At 36.4% G+C, this 18,231-nt stretch carries 21 protein-coding genes; 15 read left to right on the plus strand and 6 right to left on the minus strand.

Annotation, left to right across the window (positions count from 1 at the left end; genetic code table 11):
- Window positions 1-377: 377 nt before the first annotated feature.
- The 4 genes from DYR29_RS04240 to aroB all read right to left on the minus strand — a co-directional run bounded on the left by DYR29_RS04240 (window position 378) and on the right by aroB (window position 3,976).
- The gene (locus DYR29_RS04240) at window positions 378-956 is read right to left on the minus strand and encodes a porin family protein (RefSeq protein WP_047422924.1); all 579 of its coding nucleotides are present in this window, start codon (window positions 954-956) and stop codon (window positions 378-380) included.
- 208 nt (window positions 957-1,164) lie between these two features.
- Window positions 1,165-1,785 (minus strand): porin family protein, encoded by a 621-nt coding sequence (locus DYR29_RS04245; protein WP_213279441.1) that lies wholly within the window; start codon window positions 1,783-1,785, stop codon window positions 1,165-1,167.
- Between the two features lie 230 nt (window positions 1,786-2,015).
- Window positions 2,016-2,651 carry a porin family protein gene (locus DYR29_RS04250; RefSeq protein ID WP_142716885.1) on the minus strand — a complete coding sequence of 212 codons (636 nt, stop codon included), beginning with the start codon at window positions 2,649-2,651 and terminating at the stop codon, window positions 2,016-2,018.
- Between the two features lie 278 nt (window positions 2,652-2,929).
- Window positions 2,930-3,976 carry a 3-dehydroquinate synthase gene (aroB, locus tag DYR29_RS04255; protein ID WP_213279442.1) on the minus strand — a complete coding sequence of 349 codons (1,047 nt, stop codon included), beginning with the start codon at window positions 3,974-3,976 and terminating at the stop codon, window positions 2,930-2,932.
- A 101-nt stretch (window positions 3,977-4,077) separates the two neighbouring features.
- Between aroB and DYR29_RS04260 the strand changes: the two genes are divergently transcribed.
- Window positions 4,078-5,256, plus strand: a complete 1,179-nt coding sequence (locus DYR29_RS04260; protein ID WP_249413608.1) for a pseudouridine synthase — start codon at window positions 4,078-4,080, stop codon at window positions 5,254-5,256.
- A 183-nt stretch (window positions 5,257-5,439) separates the two neighbouring features.
- Here DYR29_RS04260 and pncA read toward each other — a convergent pair whose 3' ends face one another.
- Window positions 5,440-6,045, minus strand: a complete 606-nt coding sequence (gene pncA, locus DYR29_RS04265) for a bifunctional nicotinamidase/pyrazinamidase (RefSeq protein ID WP_047374914.1) — start codon at window positions 6,043-6,045, stop codon at window positions 5,440-5,442.
- Between the two features lie 249 nt (window positions 6,046-6,294).
- Here pncA and DYR29_RS04270 point away from each other — a divergent pair, with 249 nt between their 5' ends.
- From DYR29_RS04270 to DYR29_RS04290, 5 genes are all read left to right on the plus strand, one after another.
- The gene (locus tag DYR29_RS04270) at window positions 6,295-7,437 is read left to right on the plus strand and encodes a DEAD/DEAH box helicase (RefSeq protein ID WP_213279443.1); all 1,143 of its coding nucleotides are present in this window, start codon (window positions 6,295-6,297) and stop codon (window positions 7,435-7,437) included.
- Window positions 7,438-7,653: 216 nt separating this feature from the next.
- Window positions 7,654-8,190: a YfiT family bacillithiol transferase gene (locus DYR29_RS04275; protein WP_142716889.1), complete on the plus strand. Its 537-nt coding sequence runs from the start codon at window positions 7,654-7,656 to the stop codon at window positions 8,188-8,190.
- Window positions 8,191-8,279: 89 nt separating this feature from the next.
- The gene (locus DYR29_RS04280; protein WP_249413609.1) at window positions 8,280-8,645 is read left to right on the plus strand and encodes a DUF1569 domain-containing protein; all 366 of its coding nucleotides are present in this window, start codon (window positions 8,280-8,282) and stop codon (window positions 8,643-8,645) included.
- Window positions 8,642-9,022 carry a bacillithiol system redox-active protein YtxJ gene (gene ytxJ / locus DYR29_RS04285; RefSeq protein ID WP_213279445.1) on the plus strand — a complete coding sequence of 127 codons (381 nt, stop codon included), beginning with the start codon at window positions 8,642-8,644 and terminating at the stop codon, window positions 9,020-9,022. Before DYR29_RS04280 ends, ytxJ begins: the two co-directional genes overlap by 4 nt.
- The gene (locus DYR29_RS04290; RefSeq protein WP_047374905.1) at window positions 9,019-9,615 is read left to right on the plus strand and encodes a Crp/Fnr family transcriptional regulator; all 597 of its coding nucleotides are present in this window, start codon (window positions 9,019-9,021) and stop codon (window positions 9,613-9,615) included. Before ytxJ ends, DYR29_RS04290 begins: the two co-directional genes overlap by 4 nt.
- Window positions 9,616-9,746: 131 nt before the next feature.
- Here DYR29_RS04290 and DYR29_RS04295 read toward each other — a convergent pair whose 3' ends face one another.
- The gene (locus tag DYR29_RS04295) at window positions 9,747-11,168 is read right to left on the minus strand and encodes a PLP-dependent aminotransferase family protein (protein ID WP_213279446.1); all 1,422 of its coding nucleotides are present in this window, start codon (window positions 11,166-11,168) and stop codon (window positions 9,747-9,749) included.
- A gap of 96 nt (window positions 11,169-11,264) precedes the next feature.
- Here DYR29_RS04295 and DYR29_RS04300 point away from each other — a divergent pair, with 96 nt between their 5' ends.
- The 9 genes from DYR29_RS04300 to DYR29_RS04340 all read left to right on the plus strand — a co-directional run bounded on the left by DYR29_RS04300 (window position 11,265) and on the right by DYR29_RS04340 (window position 18,160).
- On the plus strand, window positions 11,265-12,149 hold the full coding sequence (locus DYR29_RS04300; RefSeq protein ID WP_213279447.1) for a DMT family transporter: 885 nt from the start codon (window positions 11,265-11,267) through the stop codon (window positions 12,147-12,149).
- Between the two features lie 297 nt (window positions 12,150-12,446).
- Window positions 12,447-13,043 (plus strand): Crp/Fnr family transcriptional regulator, encoded by a 597-nt coding sequence (locus DYR29_RS04305; protein WP_249413610.1) that lies wholly within the window; start codon window positions 12,447-12,449, stop codon window positions 13,041-13,043.
- 768 nt (window positions 13,044-13,811) lie between these two features.
- Entirely contained in the window at window positions 13,812-14,399 is a 588-nt protein-coding gene (locus DYR29_RS04310; RefSeq protein WP_213279448.1) for a ferritin-like domain-containing protein, read from the plus strand.
- A 65-nt stretch (window positions 14,400-14,464) separates the two neighbouring features.
- The gene (locus DYR29_RS04315) at window positions 14,465-14,767 is read left to right on the plus strand and encodes a hypothetical protein (protein WP_213279449.1); all 303 of its coding nucleotides are present in this window, start codon (window positions 14,465-14,467) and stop codon (window positions 14,765-14,767) included.
- Window positions 14,768-14,781: 14 nt separating this feature from the next.
- Window positions 14,782-15,159, plus strand: a complete 378-nt coding sequence (locus DYR29_RS04320; RefSeq protein ID WP_213279450.1) for a hypothetical protein — start codon at window positions 14,782-14,784, stop codon at window positions 15,157-15,159.
- Window positions 15,160-15,214: 55 nt separating this feature from the next.
- Window positions 15,215-15,409, plus strand: a complete 195-nt coding sequence (locus tag DYR29_RS04325; protein WP_213279451.1) for a hypothetical protein — start codon at window positions 15,215-15,217, stop codon at window positions 15,407-15,409.
- A 119-nt stretch (window positions 15,410-15,528) separates the two neighbouring features.
- Entirely contained in the window at window positions 15,529-16,029 is a 501-nt protein-coding gene (locus DYR29_RS04330) for a CinA family protein (RefSeq protein ID WP_213279452.1), read from the plus strand.
- 48 nt (window positions 16,030-16,077) lie between these two features.
- Entirely contained in the window at window positions 16,078-16,824 is a 747-nt protein-coding gene (locus DYR29_RS04335; protein ID WP_213279453.1) for an SDR family oxidoreductase, read from the plus strand.
- A gap of 217 nt (window positions 16,825-17,041) precedes the next feature.
- Window positions 17,042-18,160: an NAD(P)/FAD-dependent oxidoreductase gene (locus DYR29_RS04340; protein WP_213279454.1), complete on the plus strand. Its 1,119-nt coding sequence runs from the start codon at window positions 17,042-17,044 to the stop codon at window positions 18,158-18,160.
- The last annotated feature ends 71 nt before the right edge of the window (window positions 18,161-18,231 follow it).

Consider the following 18,231-nt stretch of genomic DNA (forward strand, 5'->3'; position numbering starts at 1 on the left):
AAATCATACAATAAGCGAAAAAGTCAGGCTTAAACTAATAAACCTGACTTTTTCTATTGAAATCAAAATGTATCTAATTATTGAACAAAATACATACCTGTATGCTGCCTTGCATTCTAGTGTTAACCAACTCAATGCTGTTCCCGTTAAAAGTTTATAATGGTAATAGTTACGTTTGAGTATTAAAATTCAATTGATTGATCAACTGAACCAATACCTGTTTCATTGTAAAAACGGAATCATACGTTGGATTTCCGGAATAGAGTACAATCATTACTCAATACGCAAATTTCTTGCCAAAAAACATCTGCCAAATAAAAAACCCGGATTAAATATAATCCGGGTTTGTATTGATTAAAAATTGTTAATCTTGTTTCTTAGAATTTATAAGCTAAACCTACCTGGAATACTCCGTTTCTAGAAGCATCACCAGGATTATTTTTAGGAACATCAGATAATCCTGCGGTATATCTTAAATTCACTCCAATATTTTGTGTGAAATAATATCCAGCTCCAAGACCAATTCCGAAATCAAAAGTTTTCAAATTATCTTTAACATCTACAGATGAACCATTAGCTTTTCCTTTAGCGCTGATAAGGAACCCGAATTGAGGACCTGCTTCTACATATAGATTAGGAATCAGATTGTACTGCAACATTACCGGTACTGCGATATAATCCGTATTTAGTTTTACATTGCTGTTAGACTTAGCTTTACCACCCATCCCACTATATAATACTTCCGGTTGTACAGAGAAATCCTGTGCTACTGGAATGTTTGCAAAAACACCACCGTAGAATCCAGCTTTTGAATTCAAATCACTGTTCGAAATAGTAGAGATATTAAGACCTGCTTTTACACCAAATCTAACTGGAGAAGATGAAGCTGTTGAAGTCTTTTGAGCGAAAGTGAAAGTACCTGCTACCAGGGCAAGACCTAAAAGAATTTTTTTCATAAGTTTTATATTTTAATAGTTATTAAGTTTTATTTAACATTTCATTAAGAATCAAACTGCGTGCCAAAGTTAAAACATATTGTAAATCCAGTGTTTATACTATAAATTGAGGGAAGTATATCTTTAATTTTTACATGAAAAAGCCGGATTAAAATTAATCCGGCTCCACTTTAATTATAAAAACTTAACAAGAAAAGCTAAATAAGCTTTAGAATTTGTAATTTACACCAATCTGGAATACACCATTCTTCACAGATCCAGTTCTGTCATATCCATACAGATATCTGTGACTTTTATTTACAATATCAGAGAATCCTGCAGTATATCTTACGTTCACACCAATGTTTTTGGTGATATCATAACCTGCTCCCAATCCGATTCCGAAATCAAAACCTCTGGTTGCATCTTTAAGGCGTAAACTCCCTACATCATCTTTTAATCTGGCATCCATTAAGAAGCTAAATTGTGGTCCGGCTTCTACATAAAGATTAGGCAATACTTTATATTGAAACATTACGGGAATGGAAATATATTCTACTTCAAGTTTTGCATTACTGTCTCCTTTCTGTTTAGCTCCGGCATTACTGTATAATACTTCAGGCTGAACCGAGAAATCCTTAGCGACAGGAATATTCATAAAAACACCACCATAAAATCCAGCTTTTGAATTCATATCCATATTGGAAAGATTGGAAACATTAAGTCCTGCTTTCAAACCGAATTTGATTTTAGAAGAAGATGTGGATGGAGGAGTAGCATCAGTTGAAGAGTTCTGAGCAAAAACAAAAGTACCTGCGATAAGGGCCAGGCCTAGAAAAATCTTTTTCATAGATTAGTTTTAATTTAAGTTGTTTAACGCTCGGAAATCAACAAACAATATGCCGTGAACGCCCTTCAATAAAGACTTTATATATCTTTAACAGATTGAAAAATCAACTTTTTGGGATATATACATGATGGTTTATCAAAGGATCAATGCGTTACCATAAAAAAAGACCAGATTAAAAATTAATCTGATCTTTTCTATTGAATATAAAATTTGTTAGTGAATGTGTAAGCTTATTTGAATTTATAAGCTAATCCTACCTGGAATACGTTGTTTCTTACTGCATCAGAACCGCTAGGTCTGTTTTTTGCGATATCTGTTAAACCTGCAACATATCTTGCTGTAAGTCCAAGGTTCGGAGTGAAATAATATCCTGCACCAAGACCAATACCAAAGTTGAATGTATTGAAGTTGTCTTTGTAGTTGTCTGATGTAGTAGAGTTTCCGTTAGACTCATTTTTTAATTTGTTTTTAGCACTTACCATGAAACCGAATTCTGGTCCTGCCTCAACATATAAATCAGGGATTAAGTTATATTGGAACATTACCGGTACAGTAATATAATCTAACTTGGTAGAAGCTGAATATTTTGTTCCAAGTGTAGTAAAGTCTGATTTATTACCATATTGTGAATATAATACCTCAGGCTGAACACTGAATGAAGATGCTAACGGAATGTTGGCAAATACACCTGCATTGAATCCTATTTTAGATTTCTGATCATCAAGACCACTGTCTTTTGAAAGTGAAGATACGTTCATTCCCCCTTTTACCCCAAATGCTACTGGATTAGAAGATGTGTTACCTGTCTGTTGAGCGAATGCGAATGTTCCTGCAGTTAACGCTAATCCTAAAATTAACTTTTTCATAACTTTAATTTTTTTAATTTTACTCTTTCTTAATTTTAAATTTTACTACTGTTCAGCATTTTCAGTTGAACGCAGAGTATCTTTCAAATTGCTTGCCAAAAATATTTTTTATGATTAAAATCAATAAAAATACCACTTAGACAGCAAGTGGCATTGAAAATATATAATTGATTTGCAGTTTATTACGTATTTAAATAAACATTTGTTTAGAAGAGGTCTAAATTGACAATTTTGTTAAAAATAACCTTTCAAACCAGGTTTATCTTTCCAAAAAAACGTTAAGCATTATTCAATTTTCTATAAAAAGACAGCGATTCAAGGATATTTTCCTGGCTGCACTGATGGTCATAGGTACAAGAACCTATTCCAGAAAGTAATGAAAAGTTGATTTTACTGTCTGTATTCTTTTTATCATTCAGTAATAATGCAGTGATATCTTCATCCTTAAAATCACTGATATCAAGGTAAGGATAGTATCTCTGAACATTTTCGATGACCGTATCTGCATCTGTTTCAGAAATAAGATTTTCGAGATATGCCAGATGAGCTTCTGCAATCATTCCCATGGCAACCGCCTCCCCGTGAAGGATAGGATTTCCTTGTTGTAAGCATAAACTTTCTACAGCGTGCCCTATTGTATGCCCGAAGTTCAATGTTTTTCTGATATTCTGTTCGTGGAAATCTTTATCTACAACGTCCTGCTTGATATTCATAGAAGTCTGAATATGTGGAATTACTGTCTCAACCTCCAGTTTACGAACCTGAATCAGCTGATCCCAATGATTTTTATCAGCTATTAATCCGTGTTTCAGCATTTCAGCGAACCCACTTCTCAATTCTTTAAATGGCAATGTTTCAAGGAATTTAGGGAAAATAAAGATCTGTTCCGGGAAAGCAAAAGTTCCCACCATATTTTTATAATGCATCAGATCAATACCCGTTTTTCCTCCTATGGAAGCATCACACATGGATAAAAGGGTAGTAGGGATATTGATGAACTGTATTCCTCTTTTGTAAGTAGATGCCACAAATCCGCCCATGTCAGTAATCACGCCGCCACCAAGATTGATAACCAATGCTTTTCTGTCCGCCTGCATTTCCGTAAGAATTTCCCAAAGCTGATTGGCAGTCTGGATATTTTTCATTTCTTCTCCGGCTTCAATCTCTAAAATTTCAAAGCCAAGGTCTGTTTCCATATTTCCTAAAAGAATAGGAAGACAGTATTCATGAGTATTTTCATCAACAAGAATGAAAATTTTACTGAAAGTTTTTTCATGAAGAAACTCATTAAGCTGAGAAAAATTATCGTTTAATATTGTTATCATCTTCTAATATTTGTAAAGTTAAAATGTAAACTATAGTGCAAAGTTATGATTCTTAATTTTTAACTCGTAACTAAATTACTATCTTTGCAGAAATTTTTAGAATGAGCAGAGATAATAATAATTCAGACAGATCAAAGAGACCAAGAATTTCAACCAAGAAAAGTTCTGATGATTCTCGTGCTTCCAGATCTGGAAATTCTTCAGGATCAAAACCTTTTAAAAAACCTTTTTCTAAAGACGGAGGCAGAACAGCTCCGGAACATAGAGGGACTAACTCAAAATTCGATAAAAAACCTTTCAAGAGAAATGCAGACAGTTCTGAAGGTTCCAACGAAGATATGGGTTCAAAATCTGAAAGAAAACCATATATCACGAATAAAAGTGAGAGTTTTGAGAGAAAATCTTTCGGAAAACCAAAAAGAGGAGGAAAAAGCTTTGATACAAGAGATAAGTATGAAAGAGGTAGTCTGAAATATGGCAGAAGACCCTCTAATGGAGATGAAAGAGATGACAGAGCAAAATCTTTTGTACAAAAAAGAAGGTTAAACAAAATTGACAAAGATGTTCATAAAGACACTATCCGTCTCAATAAGTATATTGCCAATTCAGGGATTTGCAGCAGAAGAGAAGCGGATGATCTTATTACCCAGGGATTGGTAGAGGTAAACGGAAAAGTAGTTAACGAAATGGGCTATCAGGTACAGAAAACAGACAGAGTCGTTTTTGACGGACAGAATATTACTCCTGAAAAACCGGTGTATGTACTTTTGAATAAGCCAAAAGGTTATATTTCTACAACGAAAGATGACAAAGCGAGAAAAACAGTAATGGATCTTGTAGCTAATGCTTCTCCTTACAGAGTTTTCCCGGTTGGAAGATTAGACCGTTCTACAACGGGGGTTATTTTATTGACCAATGACGGACACATGACCAAGAAATTGACGCATCCATCTTTTGATGCTAAAAAGATTTATCATGTAACGTTGGATAAAAAGCTTTCGGGTGAAGATCTACGTCTTATCGCAGAAGGAATCCGTTTAGATGAAGGAGTAGCCGTTGTTGACCAGATTTCGTACATTGAAGGAAAGCCTAAAAATGAGATCGGAATTGAGATTCATATCGGATGGAACCGTGTTATCAGAAGAATATTCCAAAGATTAGGATACGAAGTGGAAGCTTTGGACAGAGTAATGTTTGCAGGATTAACGAAGAAGAATATCAAAAGAGGACACTGGAGAATCCTTACAGAACTGGAAGTAAACAACCTTAAAATGCTTTAATAATGATAAATTATAAGTTATAAATGATGAATTACAGATTCAGGGTTATAACTTATTTCATTCTTTAAAAAGTACATTTAAGTGTAAAATAAAAAAAGCGCAGAATTCTTTTCTGCGCTTTTTTTATTAAGTTATGAGCTCTAAAATTCATAACTCATAATTTATAATTCATCATTTGCCACATTATCCCAAAACTGTCACTCCTTTTTCAATCATCTCGTAGATGGCATCTCTGGCGTTGTCTGGTTTTACGTTTACAGCACGTGTTCCGTTGAAATGAAGGCATGTTACATATCCGTTGGCTACAGCATCCTGAGCAGTGAATTTCACACAATAGTCTAATGCCAATCCAACGATTTCTACCAATTGGATATCATGATATTTTAAGAAATCATCCAGTCCGGTTTTCATAAAATGATTATTATCCTGGAAACCGCTGTAGCTGTCTATCTCAATATTTTTACCTTTTTGTACAATGTGGGTTACTTTGTCTCTGTTCAGATCTTTATGGAATTCTGCCCCGAAAGTTCCCTGAACACAGTGATCCGGCCACATAAACTGTGGAACACCATTTAAAATAATACTTTCTCCTACCTGTCTGCCATTACTGCTTGCAAAACTTTTGTGGCCTGCAGGATGCCAGTCCTGTGTAAGAACCACCTGATCATATGCATTTTCCTCCATCAGAAGATTGATATACGGGATAATTTCGTTGGATCCAGGGACTGCTAGTGCTCCGCCTTCACAAAAATCATTCTGTACATCGACTATTATTAACGCTTTTTTCATATTTTGATTTCTCGAATTTTTGATAAATTTACAAAACTAATCTTCAAAAATTTGTCCAAACCCTAATTATCGGACAAATCGGCAAAAAAAATAACGGCCTTTACATAACAATTCTTTTAAAATGATGAAAGAGAGAGTATCATTGTTCCTTTATACCTATCGTTACTTCCATCTTCCATCTTCAGGCTTCTGACCTTTTATCTGAAACTAAATCTCAATAGCTTATCTTTGCAGTAAATAAGTATTTTTATGTCATTTGAATCGTTAGGATTATCACACAATATTATTCGTTCTGTAAACAAACTGGGCTATTTGAAACCATTTCCAATACAGGAGCAGGCGGTTCCTGTTATTCTGCAGGGAAAAGACCTGATGGGAATTGCACAGACAGGTTCCGGAAAAACGGCTTGTTTTGTCATGCCGATTTTAGAAAAATTACAGAATTCGGAAGTTAAAAAAGACCGTAATGTTCAGGTTTTAATATTGGTTCCTACCCGTGAATTGGCTATTCAGATCGATGAAGTTTTCAGAGCTTTTACAGAAAATCTGAAGCGGGAAATTCGTACAATGGCTGTTTATGGAGGTGTGTCTATCAATCCGCAGATGAAGGGGATGTTTGGAGTAGAAGTCCTTATTGCCACTCCCGGACGTTTATTAGACTTAATTGATCATAATGCTTTGAGTATTTCAGGAATCCAGCATTTGGTGATTGATGAAGCGGATAAAATGTTTCAGCTGGGCTTTGGTGAAGAAATGAATAAACTTTTCGCAATGATGCCTGTGGTAAAACAAACGACTTTGTTTTCAGCGACTTTGAATGATAAGGTTTCTGAAATGAAAGAACGCCTGTCTATCAATCCCACTATTATCGAAATTAAAAAAGAAGAAGTTGAAATTGATAATATCGAACAGCTGGCATATCATGTTTCTCCGGAAAACAAAGGTCCATTTCTGCGTTATTTAATTAAAGAGAAAAAAGTGGAAAAGGCTTTGATCTTTGTTTCATCTACAAGGTCTGCAGACAATCTGGTGGAAAAGCTTAAAAAGAATAAAATTAAAGCGGTGGCTATCCACAGTCAGAAATCGCAGGGCGCTCGCAGAAATAACCTGGAAGAGTTCAAAGTAAACGGAGCTCAGATTTTGGTAGCCACAGACCTTATTGGCCGTGGAATTCACATTGAGTCATTACCATGTGTCATCAATTACGAATTACCACGTTCTCCTTTAGATTACATTCACCGTATCGGAAGAACGGGGCGTGCCAATGAAAAAGGAACAGCAATCAGTATTCTGACAGATGATGAATTGCAGCATTTCAGAGTAATCCAGAAGAAAATGGGGAAAAAAGTAACCCTGCAAAGAACAGAAGGTATAGATCTGCATGGTTATTAATCCTTCAATATAATGTATAAAAAGGCTTCAGTTGATCCGTGAAGCCTTTTTTGTGAACAATTGGTACCACAAAAATTGTTATCTCTACAATTAATGCTTTATTCACCTTAGTTTCTTGAATTTTTGATAAATTTACACAAGCTGATATTGATACATTGTCCTTACCTATAATAATCGGACAAATCGGCAATCATTACAAATTAAAAACCTTGAGCAATGAGTGATTTAGAAAATAAAAAGTTTCCAATAGGTCCGTTTGAAGTTCCGGAAAACATCTGCGATACCACATTGGATACTTACATCAAAGTGATCAAAGACTTTCCCGGCAGGCTAAAAAATCTCATTGAACATTTTACGGACGATCAATTGGACACTCCTTACAGGGAAGGAGGCTGGACTGTGAGGCAGCTTGTCAACCATCTTTCTGACAGTCATATGAATAGTTTTATACGTTTTAAGCTGGCTCTTACTGAAGATAATCCTACCATAAAACCTTATGATGAAGCCAAGTGGGCAGAGCTTCAGGACAGTTTCCATATGCCTGTAAAACCGGCTATGAGAATGCTGAAAGGAACACACCAAAGATGGGTTGTACTCCTTAAAAGCCTTACGAATAAACAGTTTGAAAGAACTTTTCATCATCCGGAGCATAACAGAGATTATAATCTGAGAGACAGCCTTGCTTTATATGTCTGGCACTGTAATCATCATTTTGCCCATATTGAAAATCTGAAGAAAGAAAAAGGTTGGTAAGGAAGAATCTTAATAACCCCATATATTATAAGGAAATTGTAAACCGGATTTCCATGTTATCTGAAAATTCTCCTCGAAAATGGGGAAAAATGAACGTATGTCAAATGCTAAAGCATTGTGATCTGGTTCTTCAGGTAGCCTTGAAAAAAGTGCAACTTCCCCGTATCAATGTAGTGTATAAGAGCATAGGGATACTCACGAAAGCAGAAATGTATGTCTTCAATAATGGAATTCCCAGAAACATGCCTACTTTTCAAAAACTAATCGTTAATTTTGAGTGTGATTTTGATGAATCAAAAGCCAATCTTCTGAAAACGCTGGAGGAATTCCGGGAAGCTTGTGAAAAAAACAGCCTGCCGGATCATCACAGCTTATTCGGTAAAATGACTGAAAAAGACTGGACATTTTTAGAATACAAACATCTTGATCACCATCTAAAACAATTTAATGTATGAGTTTTTTTGATAAAATATTCGGTGGAAAAAACGAAACCCCTGACCAAAAAACATTCTGGAAAAAAATAGAGTCTGAAGAAGACCTTACAAAAGCTATAGAAGACTCTTTTCAGAATAGGATTGCTATATTTAAACATTCTACAAGCTGTTTTATCAGCAGAACTGTACTGAAAAACTTTGAAAAAGAAGTTGAAAATTCAGATCAGCTGGTCAATGTATACTACCTTGATCTGTTGGCCCACAGACCTGTTTCCAATAAAATAGCCGCAGATTTTGAAATAAGACATGAAAGTCCACAGCTGATTGTAATAGAGAACGGAAAGCCTATAAACAATGCTTCACACCAGGATATCTCTTTAAGCCAGATTGTATCATGAAGAATATAAATGATTATTTAGCCAAAGTTTTAAATGTTCCCCTCCAAAATGTGAACACCTGCAGCCTGCACTATGAAGTAAAGAAAATTCCTAAAAATCAGTTTCTTCTTCAGTACGGCGAAATATGCCGCCATATATTCTTTGTAGAAAAAGGGCTGTTGAAGATGTATTCCATTGATAAAAACGGGAAAGAACATATTATACAGTTTGCCCCTGAAAGCTGGCTGATTTCCGACCGGAGCAGTCTTTATTTCAATGAAAAATCCATTTATTATATAGAAGCGGTTGAAGATTCAGAAATTCTGTTTCTGCATCCGGATTTCTTTAATAAATTGGTGGAACAGTTTCCGAACAGTATTGAAAGAAGTGATTTCCTGCTTCAGAAACACATCAGAAGCCTTCAAAACAGAATCAACTCTTTGCTTGGTGAGACTGCAGAAGAAAGATATATGAAATTCATTAAAATGTATCCGGATTTACTGCTTAGAGTTCCGCAATGGATGATTGCTTCTTACCTTGGAATCACTCCTGAGAGTCTTAGCCGTGTGAGAAAAGAACTGGCAAGAAAAAATTTCGTCCCGGATAATAAATAAAAAAGGCTGGGAGATGGGAGAGGGAAGCTTGAAGTTCTGGTAAACACAAAAAGAATCTGATCGTTATTATTTAAACATCCTTAAGCTATTCTTAAACTATAGTAACTTCCATCTTCCAGCCTCTATCTTCCTTACTTCAAATAAATCTTTTTGGTAAGCTGTCCAACCTGTCTGAGCTTTGCCTGTGTATCTTCTGACCAGGGAAGTCCTATACAGAGTCTCATACAGTTTTCAAACTGGTCCTGAAAAGTGAACATTCTTCCGGGAGCAATACTTATGTTTTGCTTGATGGCCAGATCGTATAGCTCTGTGGTCCGTATCTTCCTGTCAAATTCTACCCATAAAGACAATCCTCCCTGTGGACGGCTGGTCTTAGTGCCTTCCGGGAAAGATTCTGCAATGGTCTGAACATAGTTCTGATAATTGCTCTGCAATGTTCTGCGAAGCTGCTGAAGATGTTTTTCATACTTGCCGGATTTCAGAAAATTGGCCACAGCTTCATTCACAATTGAAATAGAGGATGTGGAATGCAGCAGTTTAAGCTTCATGATTTTATCTTTATACCTTCCCGGGGCAATCCAACCTACACGGTATCCCGGAGCCAACGTTTTTGAAATAGAACTACAATACAGCACATTCCCGTCTTTATCAAAAGATTTACAGCATTTCGGACGGGTAGAGCCGAAATAAAGATCTCCGTAGACGTCATCTTCAATCAGCGGAATGTTGTTTTCAGAAAGTATTTTTACAATTTCCTTTTTATTTTCATCAGGCATACAGCTTCCCAAGGGTGAGTTGAAGTTGGGAATGAGCAGGCAGATGTCTATTTTGGGTATTACTTTTTTTAAAGCTTCAATTTCTATTCCCATAGTTGGATGCGTAGGAAGTTCCAGTACTTTTAAACCCAATCCGTTGGCCAGCTGTAAAATTCCCGGATAGCAAGGGCTTTCAATAGCAATTGTATCACCTGGTTTTCCTAAGGCCATTAAGCAGAATGATAGAGCATTCATTCCGCCATTCGTTGTAATCAGGTCGTTTTCGCTCAGATTTCCTCCCCATTGCAGAGAACGTATGGCAATCATTCTTCTTAGCTTCAGATTTCCCTGAAGCTCCTCATATTCTGTGCCGCCATCTTTTAATTCTCTGATGGCATTTACGATTTCTTTTTTGAGTTTTGCCTGGGGAAGAAGATCTCCGGACGGAATGCCGATAGAGAAAAAAGTAATATCCTTCTTGCCCATATTTTCATATACCTTGCTAATCAGTTCATCCGGTTCATCATTATTGGCGATCAATGACGGACGGCTCACTTCCGGCAAAGGAAGTTTTGCGGATAATAACTGACTTACAAAATAACCGGATTGTGGCTTGGATTCTACCAAAGACTGGGATTCCAGTTCCAGGAAGACACGCTTGGCTGTATTCATACTTACCCGATGTTCCTGGCATAGCATTCTTACCGAAGGAAGCTTGTCTCCGGCCTTTAAAATACCGTTTCTGATCTGGCCTGCAATACCGTCTGCAATTTCTGTATATAAAAATTCTTTGTTCATATTCTAAACTGTGCTCGTGCAAATATACAAAACTGATACTGTGTTTATCGAATTATCATTTCTAATTTTGAACCATCAATTAAAAGCTTCAGTACAATGATAACAAAACAGATATCAAAAGATGAAAATATAAGCGGATGGATCAACGGCTTTATAGGAGTTGTATTATTTAGCGGTGGTTTACCTGCTACCAAATTAGCGGTAATGGAGATGAGTCCTACCTTTGTAACGATTGTTCGTGCAGCTGTGGCGGGAATATTAGCTCTTATTGTATTGTGGCTGGGTAAAGAAAAGCGTCCCGTTAAAGAGCAGTTAACTCCTTTGCTCTTGGTTTCCCTTGGTTGTGTGGTAGGCTTTCCTCTTTTGTCGGCATTGGCTCTTCAATACCTTACTTCGGCCCATTCTATTGTATTTCTGGGAATGCTTCCGTTGGCAACTGCTGTATTTGGAGTCATGCGTGGTGGTGAAAGGCCTCATCCTGTATTTTGGCTTTTCTCTATTGTTGGAAGTCTTTTAGTGATCGGCTATGCTATTTCTCAAGGGATATCAGCATCTCCCATTGGCGATATTCTGATGCTGCTTGCCGTTATTTTATGCGGTATGGGCTATGCTGAAGGTGCCAAACTATCCAAAACACTAGGGGGCTGGCAGGTGATTTCCTGGGCATTGGTACTGGCACTTCCTATTATGATTCCTTTATTTTTTATTTATTTTCCTGATGATATTCAAAATGTGAGTTTTCAGGGATGGTTTGGAATGGCTTACATTTCCCTTTTCAGTATGTTCATTGGTTTTATATTCTGGTATAAGGGATTGGCGCAGGGTGGTATTGCTACGGTTGGGCAACTGCAGCTCCTTCAGCCTTTCTTTGGATTGGCATTGGCTGCCTGGCTTCTTCATGAGCAGGTGAGCATGGGAATGCTGGGGGTAACGGTAGGAGTAATCTTATGTGTTGCTGGAACTAAAAAATTTGCAAAATAATTTAAATTAAAAATCCATATAAAGGCCTATAGGAAGTCTCATTTCAAATAGAAATGAGGCTTTTCGCTTTCATAATCAAAGTGTTGCAACAAATTTTTGATTATGAAATAATAAATATAAAATGGATTTGTTGTTAAATGTAACCAGAATAAGAATAAAAGAAGTGAAAATTAATAAAAAAATTAACATTATTTAACCTTTTTATTGATTATTAAGGTTCGGTTTTTGCATACGACTTAGAAGTTCCATAATATTTTTACTAAGAATAAGAAGAAAACAATTTCAAAAACAGCTATTATGGTAATCGACGAAAATATTTTGATTTCAGCGGGAGCAGAAACGAGACACTATAGCCCTTCAGAAACAATATTCTTTGAAGGAGATATCCCCAACTATTATTACCAGATTATTAAAGGAGAAGTGAAACTTAATAATTATAATGAGGAAGGGAAAGAATTTATCCAAAATATTTTATCCGACGGCGAAAGCTGTGGTGAATCTATACTTTTCGTAGATAAGCCTTATCCTATGAATGCCGAAGTCATTACAGAATGTACTGTTTTAAGACTTCATAAATCCATCTTTCTTGATCTGCTGAACCAGAATCCGGAATTATGCATGGAAGTTAGCAGTTTTCTTTCTCAGCGTCTTTACTATAAATTTATCATGATGCAGAATCTCTCATCTCAAAATCCGTCTATACGGCTTCGGGGATTGATGGATTATCTTAAGAGTTTTCAAAAGGATATAACTCCTTATTCTTTTTTGATCCCTTTAACGAGGCAGCAGATGGCAAGTCTTACCGGTCTTTGTGTGGAAACCGCTATAAGGACCATCAAACATATGGAAAGGGATAAGATCCTAAGAATTGAAAATCGCAAAATCTTATATTAGAATCATTTCAAGTGTACGATTTTGTGATTTTTCAATTAAAATCTTATAAGTTTAGGAAAACAATAAGCTGTATGAATATTGATCAAAGTCTTCTGTACTCCTTTCGTGCAGAAGACAGGTATCACAAAAACCCCATGCAAAGGCTGAGAGGATTACTGGATTATCTTAAAAGCTACCATGATTGAGACTGTCATCACTGCTTACATATAGCATTTAGAAGACAAGCAGATCAGAAATTTTACAGGTCTGAGTGTAAAAACTGTCATCAGAACCTTAGAAAATGGAGAAAGAAGGCCATATTACTTTATAAGACCGAAAAATTTTGTATTAATCTGCATTAACATGACTCAGGTCATAAAAAAGTGAATTATTCTGACGTACATTTGATATATAAGTTTTCAATCCAATTCCTGACACCTTAGTAAAAAGGAACGTAAAAAAGCATTTTGCTTTTATTATCATTTTAAATTACCGACACCCCCAATTGCCGTCTAAAATTAGTCACGGGCTGCAATACACATCACTAAATAGCAATAAAAAACAGTTATGAACACTATAAATTCAGCAAACTGCGACCTAAGATATTTTCACTCACAAGAAAATTGTGAGGAGCAAACAAACAGAAGAAAACAAGCATCCACTGAGCACGGAAAAATTTCGGATTATTCCGGATTCGGTGGCAGACGTAATTCATAATTCTTTTTCCTGGATTGCCTCTTTAGACCTATATAAAGAGGTAATCCCTTTAATTACAAAATCAATCATACCATGCCAAATAAAATATTAGAAACCAACAGTTCAGTTTCTGCCACCCCAAAAGGAGCTGCAGATAAGACGACTATCAACAAGGATGAAATGAAAAATGCACCCCTTCACAAATTCTTTGTAAGTGCCCTGAAAGATATTTATTATGCTGAAAATGCTATTCTTGATGCGTTGGAAAAAATGCAGGAAGCTGCAACCACCGAAGAATTGAAAGATGCCTTTGAAGATCATCATCTTCAAACCCAAAAGCATGTAAAACGTCTGGAAAAGGTTTTCAAACTTATTGACGAAAAGCCCGAAAAAAAAGAATGTAAGGCTATAAAAGGAATCATTGAAGAAGGTGAGGAAGTCATCAAATCTACTGAAGATGGCTCTGCAACAAGAGATGCTGCATTGATTATTGCTGCACAAAAAGTGGAACATTACGAAATAGCAACCTTTGGCGGACTTGCACAGCTTGCAATTACGATGGGACATGATAAAGCGGCAGACCTTCTTGAAAGAACGCTTCAGGAAGAAGAAGAAACCGATTCGCATCTTACAGATATTGCAGAAACATCCATCAATTTTGATGCAGAGCAGGAAGATTAAAACAACGTAATAAGCCATGCAGCTTGTTCTACATGGCTTATTTTAACCATGAAATCAAAATATATATGGACGGTCAGAAAATAATAAAAACGCTGAGAAACAGAGATTTTATAAAAATACCTCATGCAGGGGAATGTTTTGAGGACGGGGCAGCGATCTATGCCAAAGAAATCAAGGAAAATATCTTTCTCTTATTCATTATCCTTAAAGATATTGATATTGAAAATATACAGGCATTAATCGCTCACTTTGACTGTTTCAACAGTATCGGATTAAAAGAGCCGGAACAGATCATGTTTTATCTGTCCATCAAGGATAAAAACGACCTCCACTATTTTGAGCAATATTTAAAAGCTTCCCATAACTAATACCCTTTTTGAACATGATATTTGAAAACGACACTTTACAACATTCCGGACTGAACGATAAAAATAACGCGATAGAGAATGAATCTTTATTTCCTCTTATTATCAATTCTTACGGAGTGACTGCTTTTCTGATCAAATCATTGGAAAAGATTAAAAATAATGCTCAATGTGAGGTTTTGAAAAGAGTAATAGATGCTTACATAGAAGAATATATCCTTCATATCCGTGAGTTTCATACTAAAAACAGCACAGAAACTACTGATATGGATGCTGAAATAAGATTTGAATCCCCGGATTTTACTTTGTATGCTAAAACGGCTTACTATAAAGTGCTGAAGGAAGAAGAATATATCAACAGGCTTTTGGAAGTTCTGGAGAAAAAGGCAGATTAATTCCGCGTAATATTAACTGCTTTGAAAATACACCAACCACAAAAAGATTATGAATATGAAAACCAACGAGCACAAAAAAAGCAGAACAGATACACAGGCTCTTTACCATAATTCCAATGTATCAGCCAAACAGCATGATGATCCCGGAATCATTACATGGGAAGATGAAAATCCTGCAGATAAATTTATTAATGTTATTGCCAAACACAGAGTCTGGGATCTTGAAATAGAGAGAAACACATCATCATAGCACCTTTCACACCAATTTAAATATTAATGTTAAGCTGCTGTATTCATTCAGCAGCTTTTTAAACCTCTTTTTTTCGTTTTTCCCAATTCATTTTAAACCTCATTCAAAATATTAATATTATGAATTTTCAACAAAATCTCTTAGAATATATAAGTCAGTCCCTGATGACTACAGATGAGACCATTTCAATTGCTGAAAGTGTCACTTCAGGATGCCTTCAGCTGGCTTTTTCACAGATGCCCAATGCTTCAATGTTTTACAAAGGAGGCATGACAACCTATTCTTTACCGGAAAAAGTAAGATTATTAATAGTCAACCGAGAGGAAGCGGAAGAATGTGACTGTGTTTCAGAAAATATTGCAGAAACCATGGCATTAAACGTTGCCAGACTTTACGAATCCGACTGGTCTATTGCTACAACTGGCTACTGCACACCCATCCGGAATTCCGGCTATAAAATTTTTGCATATTTTTCATTTTCATATAAAGGAGAGATCATTCTGACTAAAAAACTTGAACTGCATCCCAAAACACAAGCCCTGAATGCCCAGCTCTATTATACGGAATTCATTTTAGGGTGTTTTAAAAGTGAACTTAACAGGCTTTTAATCCTAAAATAAATAGAAGAAATACAGAAACCTACAGAGAAAGAATAAAAGGCTTATGAAATGGGAAAACTAGAAAACAAATCTGTTTTGATTACAGGAGCAGACAGCGGAATCGGCAAAGCTGTAGCCCTTCTTTTTGCCTTGGAGGGAGCAGATATAGCAATTATATATCATTCAAGTGATAATGATGCTGAAAAAACAAAAGAAGAAATCGAAAACCTGAATAGAAAATGCATCATCTTTCAAGGGGATATCAATGATTATGAATTTTGTGAAAAAACTGTGAAAGATGTTATTTCAGCATTCGGAAAAATTGATATTCTCATCAATAATGCAGGTGTTCAGTTTCCCGCAGAAAGTATTGAAAAACTTGAAGAAAAAAATATCAGGCAGACCTTTGATTCTAATATCGTAGGGATGATTTTATTAACGAAAGTTGTGTTTCCTTATTTAAAAGAAGGAGACTCTGTCATCAATACCACCTCAGTTTCTGCCTATCAGGGACATCCTGAACTGATTGATTATTCCGCTACAAAAGGCGCTATTGTTTCTTTTACCCGTTCATTGGCATTGCAGGCAAAACCAAAAGGAATCCGGATCAATGCCGTTGCTCCCGGACCTGTTGCGACTCCGCTCACTGAAGAAACATTTGATGAAGAAGAAGAAAATCCCAACAAACCACCTCTGGAGAGAAATGCTACTCCGGAAGAAATAGCCTTCAGCTTTCTGTTTCTGGCAGGTACTGAAGCCTCACAAATTACGGGGCAGGTGCTTCATCCTAACGGAGGACTGATTGTAAACGGCTAAAATAATAAACCCGGCAAAATTTAGAATATGAAAACTACAGCACTTATTTTGGGAGTTCTAAGCCTATTTGCTTTTGCTTCCTGCAGATGCAATATTGACGAAGATGAAAATAAAAAAAAGAGACCCCAAGAATAACCCGGCCAATGCTGGTAAAACAGGTCTTCCCGAAAGCGATACCCTGAGTATCAGATAAGTTTAACAACAAAATATTCTGGTTATGTACAGAGACGGAGCAAGAAAAAGTATATGGCAGGAAGAGGTCAGAAAATTTTCTACAGAAACTGATCTCAACCAACTATTTGATGTTGCCATAGTAGGTGGTGGAATTACCGGAGTTTCAACAGCGCTGAAGCTTCAGGAATCCGGACTGCGATGTATTATTCTTGAAGCAGCCAATATAGGATTTGGTACTACAGGAGGCACAACAGCCCATTTAAATGATTTCTTTGATACCACTTTTAATCAGGTTATCAGTGATTTTGGTTTGGATAATGCCAAACTCTATGCAGAATCCGGAGCTGATGCTATTAAAATTATTGAAGATAATATCCATCAATACAAGATCAGCTGTGATTTTACACGGAAGTCAGCCTATCTTTTTGCGTTGGACGAAAAACAGGAGGACCGTTTGAAAGACATCGTGGAAGGAGCGGCCAATGTAGGCCATGAGATGAGCTATGTGAACGAAATCCCTTTTCCGATCCCATTCAAAGAAGCAGTGCTTATTCCGGGGCAGGGGCATTTTCATCCCATAAAATACATCAAAGGACTTTGTGATGCTTTTATAAATCTCGGTGGATCTATTCAGGAAAACTGTCTCTGTGAAGATCATGATGAGAGGGAAGATTATGTAATTTTAAAAACTTCAAAAGGGGAGATAAAAGCAAAAAATGTAGTATATGCCACCCATATTCCTCCCGGTGTCAACCTTCTTCACTTTACCAATGCTCCTTACAGAAGCTATGCCATGGCATTTACAATGAAAAATGATAAATATCCCTGGGAACTTGGTTATGATCTCTGTGAACCTTATCATTATTACAGAATTCAGAGCCTCAATGGGGAGAATTTATTGATTGCCGGGGGTGAAGATCACAAAACAGGGCATGCAGATGATACAGGAGTATGTTTTTCAAGACTTGAAAACTATGTAAGAAAATATTTTGAGGTAGAAACAGTATATTACACCTGGTCCAGTCAATACTATGAACCTGTGGACGGTCTGCCGTATATAGGAAAGCTTCCGGGAGCTAAACAAAGAATATTTGCTGCAACAGGCTTCCGGGGTAACGGAATGATATTCGGGACCTTTCCTCACAGATTCTGCATGATCTGATTGTTACCGGGAAAAGTAAATACGGTGACTTATTCAATCCTTCAAGAATCAAACCCGTTGCCGGATTCTCA

It is taken from the genome of Chryseobacterium indologenes (assembly GCF_018362995.1).
GTDB lineage: Bacteria > Bacteroidota > Bacteroidia > Flavobacteriales > Weeksellaceae > Chryseobacterium > Chryseobacterium indologenes_G.

Coding starts and splice junctions, on each gene's coding strand:
- DYR29_RS04240 (WP_047422924.1), bottom strand. CDS start 956: ATGAAAAAAATTCTTTTAGGTCTTGCCCTGGTAGCAGGTACTTTCACT.
- DYR29_RS04245 (WP_213279441.1), bottom strand. CDS start 1,785: ATGAAAAAGATTTTTCTAGGCCTGGCCCTTATCGCAGGTACTTTTGTT.
- DYR29_RS04250 (WP_142716885.1), bottom strand. CDS start 2,651: ATGAAAAAGTTAATTTTAGGATTAGCGTTAACTGCAGGAACATTCGCA.
- aroB (WP_213279442.1), bottom strand. CDS start 3,976: ATGATAACAATATTAAACGATAATTTTTCTCAGCTTAATGAGTTTCTT.
- DYR29_RS04260 (WP_249413608.1), top strand. CDS start 4,078: ATGAGCAGAGATAATAATAATTCAGACAGATCAAAGAGACCAAGAATT.
- pncA (WP_047374914.1), bottom strand. CDS start 6,045: ATGAAAAAAGCGTTAATAATAGTCGATGTACAGAATGATTTTTGTGAA.
- DYR29_RS04270 (WP_213279443.1), top strand. CDS start 6,295: ATGTCATTTGAATCGTTAGGATTATCACACAATATTATTCGTTCTGTA.
- DYR29_RS04275 (WP_142716889.1), top strand. CDS start 7,654: ATGAGTGATTTAGAAAATAAAAAGTTTCCAATAGGTCCGTTTGAAGTT.
- DYR29_RS04280 (WP_249413609.1), top strand. CDS start 8,280: ATGAACGTATGTCAAATGCTAAAGCATTGTGATCTGGTTCTTCAGGTA.
- ytxJ (WP_213279445.1), top strand. CDS start 8,642: ATGAGTTTTTTTGATAAAATATTCGGTGGAAAAAACGAAACCCCTGAC.
- DYR29_RS04290 (WP_047374905.1), top strand. CDS start 9,019: ATGAAGAATATAAATGATTATTTAGCCAAAGTTTTAAATGTTCCCCTC.
- DYR29_RS04295 (WP_213279446.1), bottom strand. CDS start 11,168: ATGAACAAAGAATTTTTATATACAGAAATTGCAGACGGTATTGCAGGC.
- DYR29_RS04300 (WP_213279447.1), top strand. CDS start 11,265: ATGATAACAAAACAGATATCAAAAGATGAAAATATAAGCGGATGGATC.
- DYR29_RS04305 (WP_249413610.1), top strand. CDS start 12,447: ATGGTAATCGACGAAAATATTTTGATTTCAGCGGGAGCAGAAACGAGA.
- DYR29_RS04310 (WP_213279448.1), top strand. CDS start 13,812: ATGCCAAATAAAATATTAGAAACCAACAGTTCAGTTTCTGCCACCCCA.
- DYR29_RS04315 (WP_213279449.1), top strand. CDS start 14,465: ATGGACGGTCAGAAAATAATAAAAACGCTGAGAAACAGAGATTTTATA.
- DYR29_RS04320 (WP_213279450.1), top strand. CDS start 14,782: ATGATATTTGAAAACGACACTTTACAACATTCCGGACTGAACGATAAA.
- DYR29_RS04325 (WP_213279451.1), top strand. CDS start 15,215: ATGAAAACCAACGAGCACAAAAAAAGCAGAACAGATACACAGGCTCTT.
- DYR29_RS04330 (WP_213279452.1), top strand. CDS start 15,529: ATGAATTTTCAACAAAATCTCTTAGAATATATAAGTCAGTCCCTGATG.
- DYR29_RS04335 (WP_213279453.1), top strand. CDS start 16,078: ATGGGAAAACTAGAAAACAAATCTGTTTTGATTACAGGAGCAGACAGC.
- DYR29_RS04340 (WP_213279454.1), top strand. CDS start 17,042: ATGTACAGAGACGGAGCAAGAAAAAGTATATGGCAGGAAGAGGTCAGA.